We start from the raw sequence: 15,044 nt of genomic DNA, 5'->3' as shown, positions 1-15,044 counted from the left end.
TTTCAAGATGGCTATGTTTGGTTAAGATAATGATGTAAAGCATCTAGTCCTAAGAGATAACTATTAGATCCAAAACCGCTAATCTGTCCTACTGCAACCGGAGCAATATAAGAATGATGGCGAAAGCTTTCTCTTTGATAAATGTTACTTAAATGAACCTCTACCGTTGGTATTTTCACCGCAGATAGAGCGTCCCGAATAGCAACGCTAGTATGAGTATAAGCTGCGGCATTAATAAGTATTCCTTGATGTTGACCCAAGGCGGCTTGAATAGCATCCACTAAGTCCCCTTCCTGGTTGGATTGTACTATAGATAAGCTACAGCCTAAATATTCCGCCTTCTCGCCGAGAAGACAGTTGATAGTTTCTAAGGTGACATTACCGTAGGTTCCTGGTTCACGAACACCTAACATATTCAGGTTCGGTCCGTGAACTACCAGGATACTTAGCTTTTCGGAAGACTGAGTTAACACACCAAGCCTACTTATCCATTACGGCGACGCTGTGGGTCGTTAACTGGAATGGGGATAAGTTCTGGTTCGGTTTCGGCTTGAGGGCCTAGTAAGGTTTCGATTAGCTCTTGTGCTAATTCTTTAAGCTTTTCTAGAACTTTTTCTAAATAGTCCATCAGGCAGAAGGCTCCTGTGATATAGTTGCTTCCCTTGAATTGTTTGTCAACTGTTTAACGCACCGTTGGGTTTTTATTTAGTCTACAGATTTTGGTACTGTTAAGGATAAGGACAAACTTGGGCAATAAACGAGTTTATATTTATATAAAGCATAACATAAAATTTTGAAAGATGGGCAATTAGGCTTAATATTATCTTCGTTACCCTTTGACACCGCTTCCTGTTTCTGTGGGAATAATATAGCGTTGCAAAAAGACAAATAAGAAAATCACAGGAATAATAGAGATAATTGAGCCAGCAGCAATCATTCGCCAGTCTAAATCTAAGGCACTGGCAAGTTTAGCCACCCCTAAAGGCAAGGTATAGTATTCGGGGCGATCTAAGACTATTAAAGGCCATAAAAAATCACTCCAGGAACCAATAAAGACGAAAATAGCTAAAGTGACTAAAGCAGGACGGATCGACGGTAGCATAATATGCCACCAGATCCCCAACTCTGAACAAGCATCTATTCTTGCTGCTTCTTCTAATTCTTTGGGAACCCCTTGAAACGCTTGACGTAGGAGAAAAATGCCAAAAGCTGAGGCTAAACTGGGAAAAATTACCCCTAAATAGGTATTACGTAAACCTAACTGCACGGTGAGAATATATAAGGGAATCATGACAATTTGAAAAGGAATCATGATGGTGGCGATCACCCCGGCAAAAATGCTATCCCTTCCCCGAAAGTCAAGTCTAGCTAAAGGATAAGCTGCTAAGGAACAAAATAGTAGGTTTAAGCAGACGGTTAAAACGGCAATAATTGTACTATTCCAGAGATATTGTCCGAAAGGATAGGTTTGCCAGACGACACGGAAATTATTCCAGGTGGGTTGGGTGGGCAACCAATGGGTAAAAATATCTTCTGTGGGGGATTTTAAGGCGGTACTCAATAACCATAGTAAGGGAAAAAGCATGGCTACTGCGATCGCACTCAAAATTAAGTAGAGTAAAAACTTTTGTTTTACGGTTGTTTGCTTGATCATGTTTTAAAGACCCTGTTTCTAAGTACAAGGTTTCCGTGGTTAGGTCCCTAGTTCTCAGACTTGTCATGTTTGTCTAAATCAAGTAGGGGCGAACGGCCGTTCGCCCCTACCTTTTGATATTAGAAACGGAGCTTAGTTGGGGTAGTTCACGCTTCGTCTAAGGCAGCAATACCAGGTAAAACTTTACTTTCTAACAGTTCTAAACTAGCACCACCACCAGTAGAAATGTGGCTCATTTTCTCAGCCACACCAACTTTTTCAACAGCAGCAACAGAGTCACCACCGCCGATAATAGTAGTGGTTCCTGTGCCGGTTAACTCAGCTAAGGTACGGGCGATCGCTTCGGTCCCAGCAGCAAATTTATCGAATTCAAATACTCCCATCGGACCATTCCAAATGACTGCTTTACAATCAGATAAAGCGTCTTGGAACAGTTTAATGGAATCAGGGCCAATATCTAAGCCCATCCAACCGTCTTCAATGTTGTCAATACTGGTAGTTTTAGCATTAGCATCAGGGGCAAAGTTATCGGCTAAAACTACATCAGAAGGTAACAAGAAATCCACACCTTTCTCTTTGGCTTTGGCTTCGAGAGACTTAGCTAATTCTAACTTATCGTCTTCTACCAAAGACTTACCAACATTTAAGCCACGGGCTTTATAAAAGGTGAAAATCATGCCACCGCCAATGATGAGCTTATCGCATTTTTCCAGTAGGGTTTCAATTACACCAATTTTACTAGAAACTTTAGAACCACCGATAATAGCCACTAAAGGACGTTGGGGGTTTTCGATCGCAGCTTGTAAATATTGCAGTTCTTTCTCAATCAAATAACCAGCAACACTAGGACTTAAATAGTGTGTCACCCCTTCAGTAGAAGCGTGGGCGCGGTGAGCAGTTCCAAAGGCATCGTTAACGTATAAATCGGCGTTAGCTGCTAACTGCTTGGCAAATTCGGGATCGTTACCTTCTTCTTCTGAGTGGAAACGGAGATTTTCCAGTAGAGCAACTTGACCATTTTCTAGCCCACCAATGGCGGCTGTAACGGACTCTCCAACACAATCATCACACATGGTGACTTTTTGCCCTAATAACTCCCCTAAACGGGCTGCAACCGGCGTTAAACTCATGCTATCAACTACTTTACCCTTGGGACGACCCATGTGGCTACAGAGGATAACTTTTGCCCCATTGCTGATCAATTCTTTGATGGTGGGTAAAGCTGCACGAATACGGGTGTCATCGGTGATGCTTCCGTTGTCGAAAGGAACGTTAAAATCAACCCTTACTAATACTCGTTTTCCAGCGAGATCCGCTGCTGATAAATTGGCGATCGTTTTCTTAGACACAGTTAATATCCTCCAATGATTGCTTAGAGATGCTAAAAAAAGATTAAATCAGCTTGTACCTAAACACAACACCCCTAACCCCGCATTTCTCACAAACTGATCAGTAATCAGCTAGAGGTTAGATGTGGCTTATTTTTCAAGCGATCGCTTAAAATGGCACACTGTTATTTTTTACTCGCCCCTCAAATCAAGGTTAAACTCAGACTACATAATGGTTTGAAGTTTAGCGATCGCAGAATTTGTGAGAAATGCGGGTAACCTCTGAGAGAGCAAAATGAGGATGGGGGAGACTGGGGGACTGGGAGACTGGGGGACTGGGAGACTGGGGTGACTGGGTGACTGGGTGACTGGATGACTGGGTGACTGGGTGACTGGGTGACTGAGTGACTGGGTGACTGGGGAGCAAAATATTAATATTGCTTCCCAGGTTTCCCACCCTCCCCACCCTTCCCATTTCCTAAAGTTTTTAAGCTTATTCGAGTAGTATTGAGATGGGAGCAGATGATCGCATGGTGTTGCTGATTGTACCTGAATTGCTTTCCAAAAGAGGAATTAAGTTATGTTTAAAACAATTTTGTTTCCGGTGGATCAAAGTCGAGAAACCCGTGAAGCGGCTGAAACAGTTATTAATCTAGTCAAGACTTATGACAGTCGTTTAAATTTTGTTGTCGGTAGTTGAAAAAAACCCCGATGGTGAAGGGGTTTCTCAAGGAGGAATCATGACTTCTACTTGAAGCAGTGGCTCAATTATTACAAGGGGCCCAAGCTTTGGTTGCTGAGCAAGGGATCGAAGCAGAAGTTATTGAAAAGGAAGGAAAACCCCGTTTTATTATTTGTGATGTGGCCGATGAAACCAATGTGGAATTAATTGTCATGGGATCACGGGGACTCGGTTTGACAGCGGAAGGATCTTCTGAAAGTGTTACTAATTTAGTGATTAATTTGGCTCCTTGTCCCATTCTAATTATTCCTTAATCTTCTTTTCAATGGGCAATTATCAATTGTCCATTGTTAATTATTGAGATAAAACTTTGCCTACTGTTAGCTGAGATGTTAAATTTAGTTCTGATAATAATTGTGAAGCGATCGCCTGATCTTCTTTAAATATTCTTTCTTCATATAATCCTTCTACTAAGTTAAATATAGTGATTTTTTGTTCAATGGGATCAACAATCCAATATTCAGAGATTCCTCTAGCTTGATATTGCGATCGCTTATAACGATAATCTCTATCTCTATTTTTTTTCCCTGGTGATACCACTTCTATCACTAACTGAGGAGGTGGCATATCCATTGTAATTGTTGAACGACTTGCAGATTGTAATGCTATTACTAACTCTTCTGATAGTACCATTAAGTCTGGTAAACGGACGGTTGCTTTACTTCCTGTGACTACGATTTCTGTCCCTATTCTTAAACGATAAGAGGGAATTCCTTGGATAGCAAAATAAGCAAATGACAATGAAGCGATACGAAGATTTAAGTCACTCTCAGGAGGCATAGTTAATAATTCTCCATTTTCTAGTTCATAACGATTCTCCGTCTCGTCTTCGTAGTTAAAATAGTCTTCTAATGACATTATTTGAGGTGCTATAACCACAGTTACTAAACCTTTATTTATTTACTACATCAAATCATCCTTAATTGTAACATAAAAAAATAAAAAGTAACCTAAATGATGATTATTTAGCTTGGTTTTGGATTGTAAATAATGCTAAATAGGATAAAATTATTTAGTTGATCTTTAATCTTCTTCTGTTAGTTCTGCTTGTTTCATAAAATGTTTTAACAAGCCAAGTTTTAGGTCTTTATTTCCATAAATAGGAAGAGAAATTTTATTGATTTTCTTGGGGTTCGCATAGATATGATGACTTACTTAGACTCTAACTTTTATCCAACCATTCCGTTCTAGAATCTTAGCAAATTTTTTACCAGAAATAGACTTCATAAATTATACAGCAATATCAAGAATACGAGTCTTATCATCAGTTTTAATGGTTTCAATATCGACGGATAGATAACCTTCTATTGCTTCATAAAGGTTTTGTAATAATTCCTCGAAAGTATCTCCTTGGGTTGCACAACCTGGAAGTGCAGGAACTTCTGCGCAAAAACCTCCTTCTTCTGCTTCATGGATAATAACTTTTACTTTCATAAGGTGATTTTTTGTTATTAATTATAATCCAAACTGAGTATAACAGAAAATCACAAGGTCTAAACTAATTTTTAATATTTTGTTGTAATTAGGATATTTTAGAGCATTTTTCAAAAGATTTTGCTACAATTATTACTAAGATAAAGGGAAGTGTAGAGATTTGTGAAACATCATGCAACTTCTGATTTTTGGTATTATTATCGACAGTTACCACCCCATATACAAAAACTATTCTTCTTCTTGTGAAATCTCTGATAATAAACTTCTCATAACTTCGTAAACATCATTTTTGTCTCCTTGCTTACGTCTCCCAATAGCAACAATTATAACTGTTATATTTTGGTCATTAATTTGATAAACAATTCTATATCTTTGTCCAACTGCACGAATACTACGATATCCTTTTAGTTCATTGGTTAGTGCTTTACCTTGTTTTTCTGGTTCAGATTTTAGCTTTTCTAAACGTTTGAAAATCAAGCTTTGTTCTCGACGATCTTTAATTGCTTTTAATAGCTGTTTTGCTTGCTTGGTCAATAATATTCGATACTCTAAATTATTGCTCATTTATAATCCTAATTCATCTTTAACTTCTTCTAAACTAAATGTTTCACCTCTATTCAATTCTTCTATTCCTATTTTTAATTGTTGACAAAATTCTTGATCTGACAAAATTTCAATAGTCTCTAACAAAGAATCTAATTGTGATGGACTCATAGCTATTATTACAGGTTTATCTTTATCGGTAATAATCATGGGTTCGTCAATGATTTCATCAGGTAATTGAGATAATTTTTTCTGTGCTTGGTTAAGGGTTATGTATTTAGCCATATTTAAAATAATGTTACTTTAATCTTAGTCTAGCATTTTATTATAAAATTTGTCTGAAGTTGTGATCGCCTATTCAATATTGGTTAATCTCTTTTCTAGATTGGTTTCGTTTAACATAATATTAATTGATGATGTTACATTTTACGGAGATATCGAATTTACTAATTTTTTGATTCTGTAATATATCATCTTATGATACAATAGAGTAGATTCGTGTCAAATTAAATCGCTAAATTATAATGTCAAAAATAACCATTGAAGTTGATAATGAAATTGCTAAAGCTTATCGAGAAACTGAACCTGAAAAACAGCAAAAAATCTCAATGTTTCTCAATGTAATGCTAAAAAAAGCTATCCGTCCCAAACCTTTACTAGAAGTAATGGAAGAAGCAAGTAAACAAGCGATCGCTAATGGAATGAATCCAGAAATTTTAGAATCGATTCTCAATGATAAAGACTAAACGAATTGTTAATATTTTGTTGCGATTAAAGCATTTTTCAAAAGACTTTGCTACAATCATTACTAATATAATTAGAGATTAAAGACTAAAAATTTATGGGAGAAACAAAATTAACGGAAATTAAACAAGCTGTTAGGGAACTTTCTGATCACGATCTAGCTAATTTTCGGACTTGGTTTGCTGAATTTGATGCACAAGAATGGGATCGAAAATTTGAAAAAGATGTTACAGAAGGTAAACTTGATAAACTAGCAGAAAAAGCTTTAAAAGAGTTAAGAGAAGGGAAGTGTAGAGATTTGTGAAACATCGTGCAACTTCTGATTTTTGGTATTATTATCGACAGTTACCACCCCATATACAAAAACTAGCAGATAAATGTTATGAAAAGCTAAAACAAGATCCCTATTATCCCTCACTACATTTTAAAAAAGTTGGTCAATTTTGGTCAGTTCGGATCGGAATTCATTATAGAGCAATCGCAGTTCAAGATAAGGATGAGTTAGCTTGGTTTTGGATTGGACATCATGCTGAATATGATAAAATTGTTTAGTGTATTTTATTATTAACTTTTAAAGTATATAAATTTACAACATTTGTAGGGGATTAATATTATTAAGCCCATGCCCTAAAATTATTTACGCACCCTACTCTACTATTAATAAACTTCATCATGGGTTCCAATATCGATTAAATTGATTTCTTCTTCTAAGGTTTCTTGATTTTGTTCAAAACAAAACACAATACGACAATCATATTCAACAGTACAAGCCCAAGCCCCTGATAATTTTCCTTTTAGTTTATGGGTGCGCAATATAGGATTATAGGGATTATCAGACAGTAACCTTAGTTTAGATTCAATTTTATATTTTAACTCTGGCTTTTTCTTGATAATATTTTTAAAAGCTCTTTTAAAGGATGGGCTTATAATTAATTTAGTCATTGTTTAATTCTGTAATAATATCATCAATGTTGCCTCGAAATACTTTTCCTTGTTGATAGTCTTGACGAGCTTGAACGATATTTTTGGCAATTTCTTCCCGTCTTTTTTCAATTTGTCTATGTCGAATAATATTGATTAAATCATCTTGTTCATCAAGAGAAAGACTATCAATCATTTCTAAAATTTGATGAAATTGAATAGTTTGTGACATTCTATTTTTTCCTTTGTTAAATCAATTCGTTATCACTCTTATAATAACATAAAAATACCTGTCTTTCATATTTTTTACATATAGCTTATTTAGTGGGCAAATTAATATTATTTCAGATAAGATTGTTAACTTATTAAATTTTGCCAAAACTACTTTAATAAGGTGATTTTTTTTGACGAAAGTTTTTCCATTTTTCATAATCTTTCTTATTTCTAATTAAAATCATTCCTGCTTTTTTGGGATCAAAATCATCAGAGAAAGTTGTTATGCAACTATCCGTTGAACACTTTAGTATTAATGTAGACATAGAATCAGTTAAGCCTATTTGTAATATAAAATTTGATTTTGAATCGGCATAAATTGCCCCTGATAGATTAGCTCCTATTAAATCAGCATTTTTGAGATTAGCTCCTATTAAATCAGCATTTTTGAGATTAGCTCTCGATAAATTAGCATCTTGTAGATTAGCTCTCGATAAACCAGCATCTTGTAGATTAGCTCCCCATAAATTAGCATTTTGTAGATTAGCTCTCCATAAAAAAGCATCTTGTAGATTAGCTCTCGATAAATTAGCACCACATAAATTAATTGCTGTAAGATAAGCTTTATTAGGTGCAGATAAACCGCTTAAACTTTGTCGTGGAAACCGATAACCTAAACGCCATGTTTTTTTTACATTGATTACTCCATTTATCCCAGTACCAATATTCTTTAGTAAACCCAATTAATGGTAATTTTAAAGGTCGAGAATTGAGAAATTCTAAAGCTTCAATTCTTCCTCCACTTCCTGATTGTCCCTCAGCACTCGTAATAGTTTGCCAAGCAGAAAAAACTTCAGCATTGCGACGGTAATCTTCTGTAAAAATAAAACTAATAACACCAATAACAATAGCTAAATTCCCTAACCTTCCTATAATATCAAAAAAAGCTTGTTTATCTGTCCATGCTAACCCTGGTTCTAAGATTTTCCTCTCTAGAAAATAGTAAGGTTTGCCAACAACAAAATAAAAAGGTTTATATACAATTGACAATCGTTTAAACTTAACTTTTTGTTTTGCTTCTTCCCAATAATAGTCTTCATAATAATCATATTTATCTTCTGGTTGTCCATCTTGTTTCCAAAGAAAATAAGTCATTAATCTAATTTCTATTTCTCTTTCTGCTTGCTGCAAATATTTGTGAAATTTTCCTTTAGGGTTTCCTGCTTGTTCCCAAAGTAAATAAGCAGTTGGTTTAATTTCTCGTTCTAGTTTTGCTTTTTGGTAATAATAATCAAAGCTTCCTTCTTCTCTTCCTGCTTGTTCCCAAAGTTCATAAGCTCGTTGCTCAATTTCTTGTTCTAAACTATTGTTATTTTGTGAACCTGTTAAACGAAAATTATTGAATCTATCTCTAAACCAATTCACTGTTTACTCCTCTAATAATTTATGGTAAATAGTCATAATTTAAAATATCTTCAACGGGAAAAGCAATCTCTATAGGAATAATATTATCATATAGATTAGTCTTATCTAGAACAATTTTTCTTGCATCACTGTAACATTTAGGAAGACTATCATAAAATAAGTTTTTTAAACTGGGACTATCTTCAAGCAATAATAAAATTTGTCTTCTTTGTTCTCTAATAGTTCCTTTACAATTTCTTTGATTGTACTCTCTTTCAGTTTCCCAATAAGCAAGCTTTAATAGGTGTTCTAATAAAACAACTAAGCGATTTTTTAGTTCTCGTTTCTCGGACTTACCCAAACTATCTAATTCCTCAATAACATTATCCCAGTCAATTTTATCAAACTCTTGTTCTTTTATATGTTTAATAGTTTGTTCTATCCATAAACAAAAATCTTGATCATAGAGTTGTTTTTGAGTAATTAGGGGGTTTAGAGGATTAGTATTCATAGACAGAAGTTAAGTGAAGGTAATCTTATTATAATTCACTTATCATATAATGAAAGCAGAATCATGAGATGGAAAAATAAATAATTCAGATTATGATAAAATGAAATACGTTCCGTTTATTTTTGAATTAATATTAAATTGTCCAATCTTCTATTACTAGCTTAGGAACTTGTTGGAAATCACGAACATTACGAGTTAATAATATTAATTCTTTTGACAGTGCAATTGAAGCAATTCTTAGATCCATTGTGGCGATTCTAACTTTTTGTTTTCTTAATTGAATAAAAGTTTCTGCTGCTTGGGTATCAAAAGATAAAATATGAGCATTGGAAAATCCTTGAATAACTTCTGATAGTAAGTTATAACCTCTAACAACATCAGTGGTTGATTTAGCACGATTAATAAAACTATGAACGCTTATTACTTGTTCATGGAAACTAATAATAGAAAAAGCAAACTCATCCACAGGATATTGATTAATTCGAGTCAGCAATTTTATATACTCTGTTCCTGATCTTCGCTGTAAAAAGCTAATATGATCAGTGTCTAATAAATATCTCATTTTTCCTCATCTATTTCATCCGTTAATTTTTCAGATTTACGCCATTTTTCCCCATATTCTAATGCTTCTAAAAAAGCAGATTCATCAGAAATTGAGCCTGTTATCTTTTCTAACCAGTTATTAGATAATGGTTGCTCATTAATCTTAGTTTGTATATCAGCGATCGCTTGTTCAATATCGATTAATCTTTTTTCTAGATTGGTTTCGTTTAGCATAATATTGATTGATGATGTTAGATTTTACAGAGATAAGGTTCAGTCAAGGTAATTTTATTATAATTCACTTGATTGTTCATTTATAATCCTAATTCGTGTAAATAATTTAAGTTTTGCTCAAATTATACTATTCAGACTGGTTGTAGACAGTAATGTATTTATCTTATCTCCCTACAATCCCAAAACCCTTAAACCTAAATAAAGGATTAGATTACAAGAAGAAAGGGAAGGACAGACTATAAAATAAGTTCGGTTTATTCTATCTAACTCTACAAGAACGCTTATGCCACGCCGTGAAGACCTAAAGAAAATCTTAATTTTGGGTGCAGGCCCCATTGTTATTGGCCAAGCTTGCGAATTCGACTATTCTGGTACTCAAGCCTGTAAAGCACTACGAGAAGAAGGCTATGAGGTAGTATTGGTCAACTCTAACCCTGCTTCTATTATGACCGATCCAGGAATGGCCAATCGCACCTATATCGAACCCCTCACCCCGGATATGGTAGAAAAGGTGATTGCCAAAGAACGTCCCGATGCGTTATTACCTACAATGGGAGGACAAACTGCCCTTAATGTTGCCGTAGCGTTGGCAAAAAATGGCGTTTTGGATAAGTATAATGTAGAACTGATCGGGGCAAAATTACCCGCTATTAAAAAGGCAGAAGATCGGGACTTGTTTAAAGAAGCAATGAACAAGATCGGAGTTCCTGTCTGCCCTTCTGGTATCGCTAGTACCCTCAAAGAAGCTAAAGCGATCGGCGAAGAAATAGGATCTTACCCCTTGATTATACGTCCTGCTTTCACTTTAGGAGGGACAGGAGGAGGTATTGCTTATAACCAAGAAGAATTTGAGGAAATGGCGCAGTTTGGTATCGATGCGTCCCCTGTATCTCAAATTTTAGTGGAAAAGTCTCTATTAGGGTGGAAGGAATACGAACTAGAAGTAATGCGAGACTTAGCGGATAATGTGGTCATTATCTGTTCCATCGAAAACTTTGACCCTATGGGGGTACATACTGGGGACTCTATAACCGTTGCACCTGCGCAAACTTTGACGGATAAAGAGTATCAAAGATTAAGAGACTATTCCCAAGCTATTATAAGAGAGATTGGTGTAGAAACCGGTGGATCTAACATTCAGTTCTCTGTTAACCCTCTTAATGGGGATGTGATCGTCATCGAAATGAACCCCCGTGTCTCTCGATCTTCTGCCTTAGCATCGAAAGCGACAGGGTTCCCTATTGCTAAGTTTGCCGCTAAGTTAGCAGTGGGTTACACCCTCAATGAAATAAACAACGATATAACGAAACAAACCCCCGCATCCTTTGAACCCACCATTGACTATGTGGTAACAAAGATACCTCGTTTTGCCTTTGAAAAGTTTCCTGGTTCCCAAGCTATTTTAACTACCCAGATGAAGTCTGTGGGGGAAGCAATGGCCATCGGACGCACTTTTCAAGAGTCCTTCCAAAAAGCTTTAAGATCCCTAGAAACCGGACGCTATGGGTTTGGCTGCGATCGCACAGAAACCTTACCCTCTCTATCCCAAGTTCGCTCTAACTTACGCACTCCCAACCCGGAACGAGTTTACAGTATCTATCATGCCATGAGATTAGGCATGACACCAGAAGAAATTCATGAGTTGACAGCAATAGATATCTGGTTTTTGGATAAGTTACAGGACATCATCGAAACGGAAAAAGTTCTCAAACAAACCAACTTAAATGATATTACAGCGTCTGATCTGCGCGCTATTAAACAAAAAGGGTTCAGCGATCGCCAGATAGCTTTTGCTACGAAAACCACAGAAGATGAGGTAAGAAACTATCGTAAGGGTTTAGGGATCATTCCTGTTTATAAAGTAGTGGATACTTGCGCTGCTGAGTTTGAAGCGTATACCCCTTATTATTATTCCACCTACGAACCCGAAGAAACAGAAGTGACTGTTACTGAGAAAAAGAAGGTGATGATCTTAGGAGGAGGCCCCAACCGCATCGGCCAAGGGATCGAGTTTGACTACTGTTGTTGTCATGCGTCTTTTTCCCTCAGTGACGCAGGGTTTGAAACCATCATGGTTAACTCTAACCCGGAAACCGTTTCTACGGATTATGATACTAGCGATCGCTTATATTTTGAACCATTGACCAAAGAAGATGTTTTAAACATCATCGAAACCGAGAACCCGGTGGGGGTTATTATTCAGTTTGGTGGACAAACTCCCTTAAAGTTAGCTGTCCCCTTGCAGACATACCTCGATAGTCCCGAATGTCCCGTACAAACTAAAATATGGGGAACCTCTCCCGACTCTATCGACACAGCAGAAGATCGGGAACGGTTTGAAAAGATACTCAATGATCTCAATATTAAACAACCTCCTAATGGTATTGCGCGCAGTTATGAAGAGTCTGCGGTGGTTTCTTCTCGTATTGGTTATCCTGTGGTAGTACGTCCTTCCTATGTATTGGGAGGACGCGCGATGGAGATCGTTTATTCTGATGAAGAGTTGGAACGGTATATGACTTATGCAGTACAGGTTGAACCGGATCACCCTATTTTAATTGATAAGTTCCTTCAAAATGCGATCGAAGTGGATGTAGACGCATTGTGTGATGCTACTGGAAAAGTGGTTATTGGTGGCATTATGGAACATATTGAACAAGCAGGGGTACACTCTGGAGACTCTGCTTGTTCGGTTCCTTTTACCACTCTTTCAAGCAATGCTATCGAGACTATTCGTACTTGGACAACTCAGCTTGCGAATAGTTTAAAAGTTGTCGGTTTAATGAATATTCAATATGCGGTTCAAGGGGAACAAGTTTACATTTTAGAAGCGAACCCCCGCGCGTCTCGAACGGTTCCCTATGTTTCCAAAGCAACTGGCCGTCCTTTAGCAAAAATTGCTTCTTTGGTAATGTCAGGAAAAACCTTAGAAGAGTTGGGAATAACCGAAGAATTTGTTCCCCGTCATATTGCTGTCAAAGAAGCGGTTTTACCCTTCCAAAAATTCCCCGGTGCAGATACTTTGTTAGGTCCCGAAATGCGTTCTACGGGTGAAGTAATGGGAATAGATGAGGACTTTGGTAAGGCGTTTGCTAAGGCAGAAATTGCAGCCGGGGTTGATTTAGCTACCGAAGGAACTGTCTTTGTTTCTATGAGCGATCGGGACAAAATTTCAACGGTTCCCGTGGTGAAAGATTTAGTTGATTTAGGATTTAAAGTAGTGGCAACATCTGGGACACAAAAAGTTTTAGAAGAGAACGGAATAGAAGGGGTAGAAGTAGTTTTAAAACTCCACGAAGGTCGTCCCCATGTGATAGATTGGATCAAAAATAAACAGATTCAATTTATTATTAATACCCCCAGTGGAGAAGATTCACACGCCGATGGTCGTCGCATTCGTCGCACTGCTTTAGACTATAAATTACCCATTATTACCACTATAGCAGGGGCAAAAGCAACTGTTGCAGCCATTCGTTCTTTACAAACAGAACCCTTGGAAGTTAAAGCGTTGCAAGACTATATTTCCTAACATTCGTAGGGTGGGCAATGCCCACCTTTTTGTTATATCATTAAGCTATCATCAAGTATAGGAGGTAAGATAAAATTTTACCCACCAATGAACAAGGACAAAAATGTATTTATTTATGTCAGTCCTTAACCAATACTTATCAGCCAATTTATTTAGTACGTCTTGATGAAAGAGACGGTTAATTATTTATTTTGGCAGGTAATGATATTCAGATATTAATTAATCGTAATGGAGATTGGGAGTTTTTAACATGAAACCAGATTTTAATAACATGAGCAAAGATCAATTACGTCAATATGTTATTACTCATCAAGAGGACAAAGAGGCGTTTTATATTTATGTAGATCGTTTAAAATCTAATCCTTCTACTCAAGTATATTCTAATTCTCTTTCTCCCCAAGAAATTGATCAAGTTGTTACTAATCATTTAAAAGAAAAATAATTATGGTTATTCGTAAATTATCAAATCCTTATCAACCTTCCGATGAAGAATTAGTACAAATACGAGCAATTTATGATGGTGAAATCAACTTTTCTGATGCACCTGAAACCGATCTAGAATTTTGGTCAAAAGCTACTAAAGTTAGTGCCAAAACTCAAGAGAAGAAAACAAGTAAAAATAAGATAGATAGGGAACAAAAACATGAGAATTGAAAAAATAATTGTTAATAAACTGTTTGGGATTTTTGATCATGAAATATCTCTAAATATGTCAGATCGTATTACTATCCTTCATGGTAAAAATGGCGTAGGAAAAACTACAGTATTAAGACTTGTTAATGGATTTTTTAATTCAAAGTATTCAGAACTAAGAGCAATTCCTTTTGAAAAATTAACTATATTTTTTGATGATTATACACATCTTGTTATCTTACCTAAACAGATAGAAGATGTAATGAGAAAATCTTTCCGTTTCTCTCTATTAAAAAACGGCACAAATAACAAGATTGAGTCTTTTGAATATAAATCAAAAGCCAAATATTTAGGTTCTGATAGAAGCTTTCCAATTAGTATAATTGATGAAGTAATCCCTAATCTAGAAAGAATATCAGCTAGAAGATGGTTACATTTACTCACTGATGAAATATTAAATCTAGATGATATTATAGAACGTTTTTCTCATTCATTAAGAGTTTAAGAAAACATGGGGTAACTGATGATGTTATTGCTGCTGCTGTAGCTGACACAAAACAATTTTAAATGTATTTGTTATTATTTAGATAGTGACTATACTAGGAATATTA

General features: G+C 36.0%; 23 protein-coding genes and 2 pseudogenes. 9 read left to right on the top strand and 16 right to left on the bottom strand.

Going from position 1 to position 15,044, the window contains the following annotated elements; translation table 11 throughout:
• Nucleotides 1–11: 11 nt before the first annotated feature.
• The 4 genes from aroQ to CWATDRAFT_RS06010 form a co-directional block, all read right to left on the bottom strand.
• Nucleotides 12–473, bottom strand: a complete 462-nt coding sequence (gene aroQ, locus CWATDRAFT_RS06020) for a type II 3-dehydroquinate dehydratase (RefSeq protein ID WP_007304171.1) — start codon at nucleotides 471–473, stop codon at nucleotides 12–14.
• A gap of 11 nt (nucleotides 474–484) precedes the next feature.
• Nucleotides 485–628 (bottom strand): hypothetical protein, encoded by a 144-nt coding sequence (locus CWATDRAFT_RS38275; protein ID WP_007304170.1) that lies wholly within the window; start codon nucleotides 626–628, stop codon nucleotides 485–487.
• A 201-nt stretch (nucleotides 629–829) separates the two neighbouring features.
• Nucleotides 830–1,654 carry a carbohydrate ABC transporter permease gene (locus CWATDRAFT_RS06015; protein ID WP_007304169.1) on the bottom strand — a complete coding sequence of 275 codons (825 nt, stop codon included), beginning with the start codon at nucleotides 1,652–1,654 and terminating at the stop codon, nucleotides 830–832.
• A gap of 146 nt (nucleotides 1,655–1,800) precedes the next feature.
• Nucleotides 1,801–3,003 carry a phosphoglycerate kinase gene (locus CWATDRAFT_RS06010; protein ID WP_007304168.1) on the bottom strand — a complete coding sequence of 401 codons (1,203 nt, stop codon included), beginning with the start codon at nucleotides 3,001–3,003 and terminating at the stop codon, nucleotides 1,801–1,803.
• A gap of 559 nt (nucleotides 3,004–3,562) precedes the next feature.
• Here CWATDRAFT_RS06010 and CWATDRAFT_RS06000 point away from each other — a divergent pair.
• Nucleotides 3,563–3,978 (top strand): annotated as a pseudogene (locus tag CWATDRAFT_RS06000) (universal stress protein).
• A gap of 40 nt (nucleotides 3,979–4,018) precedes the next feature.
• On the opposite strand, the gene CWATDRAFT_RS05995 reads toward CWATDRAFT_RS06000, so the two are convergent.
• From CWATDRAFT_RS05995 to CWATDRAFT_RS05980, 5 genes are all read right to left on the bottom strand, one after another.
• The gene (locus CWATDRAFT_RS05995) at nucleotides 4,019–4,582 is read right to left on the bottom strand and encodes a Uma2 family endonuclease (protein ID WP_007304165.1); all 564 of its coding nucleotides are present in this window, start codon (nucleotides 4,580–4,582) and stop codon (nucleotides 4,019–4,021) included.
• Nucleotides 4,583–4,747: 165 nt separating this feature from the next.
• Nucleotides 4,748–4,867 (bottom strand): type II toxin-antitoxin system HicA family toxin, encoded by a 120-nt coding sequence (locus tag CWATDRAFT_RS41660; RefSeq protein ID WP_412093204.1) that lies wholly within the window; start codon nucleotides 4,865–4,867, stop codon nucleotides 4,748–4,750.
• 87 nt (nucleotides 4,868–4,954) lie between these two features.
• Nucleotides 4,955–5,158, bottom strand: a complete 204-nt coding sequence (locus CWATDRAFT_RS05990) for a type II toxin-antitoxin system HicB family antitoxin (protein ID WP_007304164.1) — start codon at nucleotides 5,156–5,158, stop codon at nucleotides 4,955–4,957.
• Nucleotides 5,159–5,386: 228 nt separating this feature from the next.
• Complete coding sequence (locus tag CWATDRAFT_RS05985; RefSeq protein ID WP_007304163.1) at nucleotides 5,387–5,722, bottom strand: type II toxin-antitoxin system RelE family toxin; 336 nt, start codon at nucleotides 5,720–5,722, stop codon at nucleotides 5,387–5,389.
• Complete coding sequence (locus CWATDRAFT_RS05980; protein ID WP_007304162.1) at nucleotides 5,723–5,986, bottom strand: type II toxin-antitoxin system Phd/YefM family antitoxin; 264 nt, start codon at nucleotides 5,984–5,986, stop codon at nucleotides 5,723–5,725. It abuts the gene before it with no gap.
• A gap of 239 nt (nucleotides 5,987–6,225) precedes the next feature.
• On the opposite strand from CWATDRAFT_RS05980, the gene CWATDRAFT_RS05975 reads away from it, so the two are divergent.
• The 3 genes from CWATDRAFT_RS05975 (at nucleotide 6,226) to CWATDRAFT_RS05965 (ending at nucleotide 6,997) form a co-directional block, all read left to right on the top strand.
• Nucleotides 6,226–6,447 (top strand): hypothetical protein, encoded by a 222-nt coding sequence (locus CWATDRAFT_RS05975; RefSeq protein ID WP_007304161.1) that lies wholly within the window; start codon nucleotides 6,226–6,228, stop codon nucleotides 6,445–6,447.
• 95 nt (nucleotides 6,448–6,542) lie between these two features.
• Nucleotides 6,543–6,749 carry a hypothetical protein gene (locus CWATDRAFT_RS05970; protein WP_007304160.1) on the top strand — a complete coding sequence of 69 codons (207 nt, stop codon included), beginning with the start codon at nucleotides 6,543–6,545 and terminating at the stop codon, nucleotides 6,747–6,749.
• Nucleotides 6,746–6,997, top strand: a complete 252-nt coding sequence (locus tag CWATDRAFT_RS05965) for a ParE family toxin-like protein (protein ID WP_007304159.1) — start codon at nucleotides 6,746–6,748, stop codon at nucleotides 6,995–6,997. The genes CWATDRAFT_RS05970 and CWATDRAFT_RS05965 overlap by 4 nt, the downstream gene beginning before the upstream one ends.
• A 105-nt stretch (nucleotides 6,998–7,102) precedes the next feature.
• On the opposite strand, the gene CWATDRAFT_RS05960 is transcribed toward CWATDRAFT_RS05965, so the two are convergent.
• The 7 genes from CWATDRAFT_RS05960 to CWATDRAFT_RS05930 all read right to left on the bottom strand — a co-directional run bounded on the left by CWATDRAFT_RS05960 (nucleotide 7,103) and on the right by CWATDRAFT_RS05930 (nucleotide 10,271).
• Complete coding sequence (locus tag CWATDRAFT_RS05960; RefSeq protein ID WP_007304158.1) at nucleotides 7,103–7,387, bottom strand: type II toxin-antitoxin system RelE/ParE family toxin; 285 nt, start codon at nucleotides 7,385–7,387, stop codon at nucleotides 7,103–7,105.
• Complete coding sequence (locus CWATDRAFT_RS05955) at nucleotides 7,380–7,598, bottom strand: hypothetical protein (RefSeq protein WP_007304157.1); 219 nt, start codon at nucleotides 7,596–7,598, stop codon at nucleotides 7,380–7,382. The genes CWATDRAFT_RS05960 and CWATDRAFT_RS05955 overlap by 8 nt, the downstream gene beginning before the upstream one ends.
• A gap of 154 nt (nucleotides 7,599–7,752) precedes the next feature.
• Nucleotides 7,753–8,322, bottom strand: coding sequence for a pentapeptide repeat-containing protein (locus tag CWATDRAFT_RS33000; protein WP_071892162.1), 570 nt, complete (start codon nucleotides 8,320–8,322; stop codon nucleotides 7,753–7,755).
• Nucleotides 8,207–9,004, bottom strand: coding sequence for a DUF2934 domain-containing protein (locus tag CWATDRAFT_RS05945; RefSeq protein ID WP_007304156.1), 798 nt, complete (start codon nucleotides 9,002–9,004; stop codon nucleotides 8,207–8,209). The genes CWATDRAFT_RS33000 and CWATDRAFT_RS05945 overlap by 116 nt, the downstream gene beginning before the upstream one ends.
• A gap of 19 nt (nucleotides 9,005–9,023) precedes the next feature.
• Nucleotides 9,024–9,494, bottom strand: a complete 471-nt coding sequence (locus tag CWATDRAFT_RS05940; protein WP_007304155.1) for a DUF29 domain-containing protein — start codon at nucleotides 9,492–9,494, stop codon at nucleotides 9,024–9,026.
• Nucleotides 9,495–9,627: 133 nt separating this feature from the next.
• Nucleotides 9,628–10,056, bottom strand: coding sequence for a type II toxin-antitoxin system VapC family toxin (locus tag CWATDRAFT_RS05935; RefSeq protein WP_007304154.1), 429 nt, complete (start codon nucleotides 10,054–10,056; stop codon nucleotides 9,628–9,630).
• The gene (locus CWATDRAFT_RS05930) at nucleotides 10,053–10,271 is read right to left on the bottom strand and encodes a transferase hexapeptide repeat containing protein (protein WP_042711212.1); all 219 of its coding nucleotides are present in this window, start codon (nucleotides 10,269–10,271) and stop codon (nucleotides 10,053–10,055) included. The genes CWATDRAFT_RS05935 and CWATDRAFT_RS05930 overlap by 4 nt, the downstream gene beginning before the upstream one ends.
• Nucleotides 10,272–10,554: 283 nt before the next feature.
• Between CWATDRAFT_RS05930 and carB the strand changes: the two genes are divergently transcribed.
• The 5 genes and pseudogenes from carB to CWATDRAFT_RS05910 all read left to right on the top strand — a co-directional run bounded on the left by carB (nucleotide 10,555) and on the right by CWATDRAFT_RS05910 (nucleotide 14,938).
• Nucleotides 10,555–13,800, top strand: a complete 3,246-nt coding sequence (gene carB, locus CWATDRAFT_RS05925) for a carbamoyl-phosphate synthase large subunit (protein ID WP_007304153.1) — start codon at nucleotides 10,555–10,557, stop codon at nucleotides 13,798–13,800.
• Between the two features lie 74 nt (nucleotides 13,801–13,874).
• Nucleotides 13,875–14,054: pseudogene (locus CWATDRAFT_RS41655) on the top strand (DUF6888 family protein).
• Nucleotides 14,051–14,242: a DUF6887 family protein gene (locus CWATDRAFT_RS05920; protein WP_007309546.1), complete on the top strand. Its 192-nt coding sequence runs from the start codon at nucleotides 14,051–14,053 to the stop codon at nucleotides 14,240–14,242. Before CWATDRAFT_RS41655 ends, CWATDRAFT_RS05920 begins: the two are co-directional and overlap by 4 nt.
• A gap of 2 nt (nucleotides 14,243–14,244) precedes the next feature.
• Nucleotides 14,245–14,454 carry a hypothetical protein gene (locus CWATDRAFT_RS05915; RefSeq protein WP_042711211.1) on the top strand — a complete coding sequence of 70 codons (210 nt, stop codon included), beginning with the start codon at nucleotides 14,245–14,247 and terminating at the stop codon, nucleotides 14,452–14,454.
• Nucleotides 14,444–14,938 (top strand): AAA family ATPase, encoded by a 495-nt coding sequence (locus CWATDRAFT_RS05910; protein ID WP_007304152.1) that lies wholly within the window; start codon nucleotides 14,444–14,446, stop codon nucleotides 14,936–14,938. The genes CWATDRAFT_RS05915 and CWATDRAFT_RS05910 overlap by 11 nt, the downstream gene beginning before the upstream one ends.
• Nucleotides 14,939–15,044: the final 106 nt, after the last annotated feature.

This window comes from Crocosphaera watsonii WH 8501, assembly GCF_000167195.1.
In the GTDB taxonomy this organism is placed as follows: Bacteria; Cyanobacteriota; Cyanobacteriia; order Cyanobacteriales; family Microcystaceae; genus Crocosphaera; species Crocosphaera watsonii.
Note: the sequence above shows the minus strand (reverse complement) of the source record. Positions and strands in the feature narration are given on the sequence as shown.

Excerpts from the sequence above, each read along its gene's own strand:
- CWATDRAFT_RS05910 (WP_007304152.1), top strand. The coding sequence starts at position 14,444 with ATGAGAATTGAAAAAATAATTGTTAATAAACTGTTTGGGATTTTTGAT.
- CWATDRAFT_RS05930 (WP_042711212.1), bottom strand. The coding sequence starts at position 10,271 with ATGCTAAACGAAACCAATCTAGAAAAAAGATTAATCGATATTGAACAA.
- CWATDRAFT_RS05920 (WP_007309546.1), top strand. The coding sequence starts at position 14,051 with ATGAAACCAGATTTTAATAACATGAGCAAAGATCAATTACGTCAATAT.
- CWATDRAFT_RS05995 (WP_007304165.1), bottom strand. The coding sequence starts at position 4,582 with ATGTCATTAGAAGACTATTTTAACTACGAAGACGAGACGGAGAATCGT.
- CWATDRAFT_RS05915 (WP_042711211.1), top strand. The coding sequence starts at position 14,245 with ATGGTTATTCGTAAATTATCAAATCCTTATCAACCTTCCGATGAAGAA.
- CWATDRAFT_RS05935 (WP_007304154.1), bottom strand. The coding sequence starts at position 10,056 with ATGAGATATTTATTAGACACTGATCATATTAGCTTTTTACAGCGAAGA.
- CWATDRAFT_RS06015 (WP_007304169.1), bottom strand. The coding sequence starts at position 1,654 with ATGATCAAGCAAACAACCGTAAAACAAAAGTTTTTACTCTACTTAATT.
- CWATDRAFT_RS05985 (WP_007304163.1), bottom strand. The coding sequence starts at position 5,722 with ATGAGCAATAATTTAGAGTATCGAATATTATTGACCAAGCAAGCAAAA.
- CWATDRAFT_RS05960 (WP_007304158.1), bottom strand. The coding sequence starts at position 7,387 with ATGACTAAATTAATTATAAGCCCATCCTTTAAAAGAGCTTTTAAAAAT.
- CWATDRAFT_RS05940 (WP_007304155.1), bottom strand. The coding sequence starts at position 9,494 with ATGAATACTAATCCTCTAAACCCCCTAATTACTCAAAAACAACTCTAT.
- CWATDRAFT_RS38275 (WP_007304170.1), bottom strand. The coding sequence starts at position 628 with ATGGACTATTTAGAAAAAGTTCTAGAAAAGCTTAAAGAATTAGCACAA.
- CWATDRAFT_RS05970 (WP_007304160.1), top strand. The coding sequence starts at position 6,543 with ATGGGAGAAACAAAATTAACGGAAATTAAACAAGCTGTTAGGGAACTT.
- CWATDRAFT_RS05955 (WP_007304157.1), bottom strand. The coding sequence starts at position 7,598 with ATGTCACAAACTATTCAATTTCATCAAATTTTAGAAATGATTGATAGT.
- carB (WP_007304153.1), top strand. The coding sequence starts at position 10,555 with ATGCCACGCCGTGAAGACCTAAAGAAAATCTTAATTTTGGGTGCAGGC.
- CWATDRAFT_RS05980 (WP_007304162.1), bottom strand. The coding sequence starts at position 5,986 with ATGGCTAAATACATAACCCTTAACCAAGCACAGAAAAAATTATCTCAA.
- CWATDRAFT_RS05975 (WP_007304161.1), top strand. The coding sequence starts at position 6,226 with ATGTCAAAAATAACCATTGAAGTTGATAATGAAATTGCTAAAGCTTAT.
- CWATDRAFT_RS05990 (WP_007304164.1), bottom strand. The coding sequence starts at position 5,158 with ATGAAAGTAAAAGTTATTATCCATGAAGCAGAAGAAGGAGGTTTTTGC.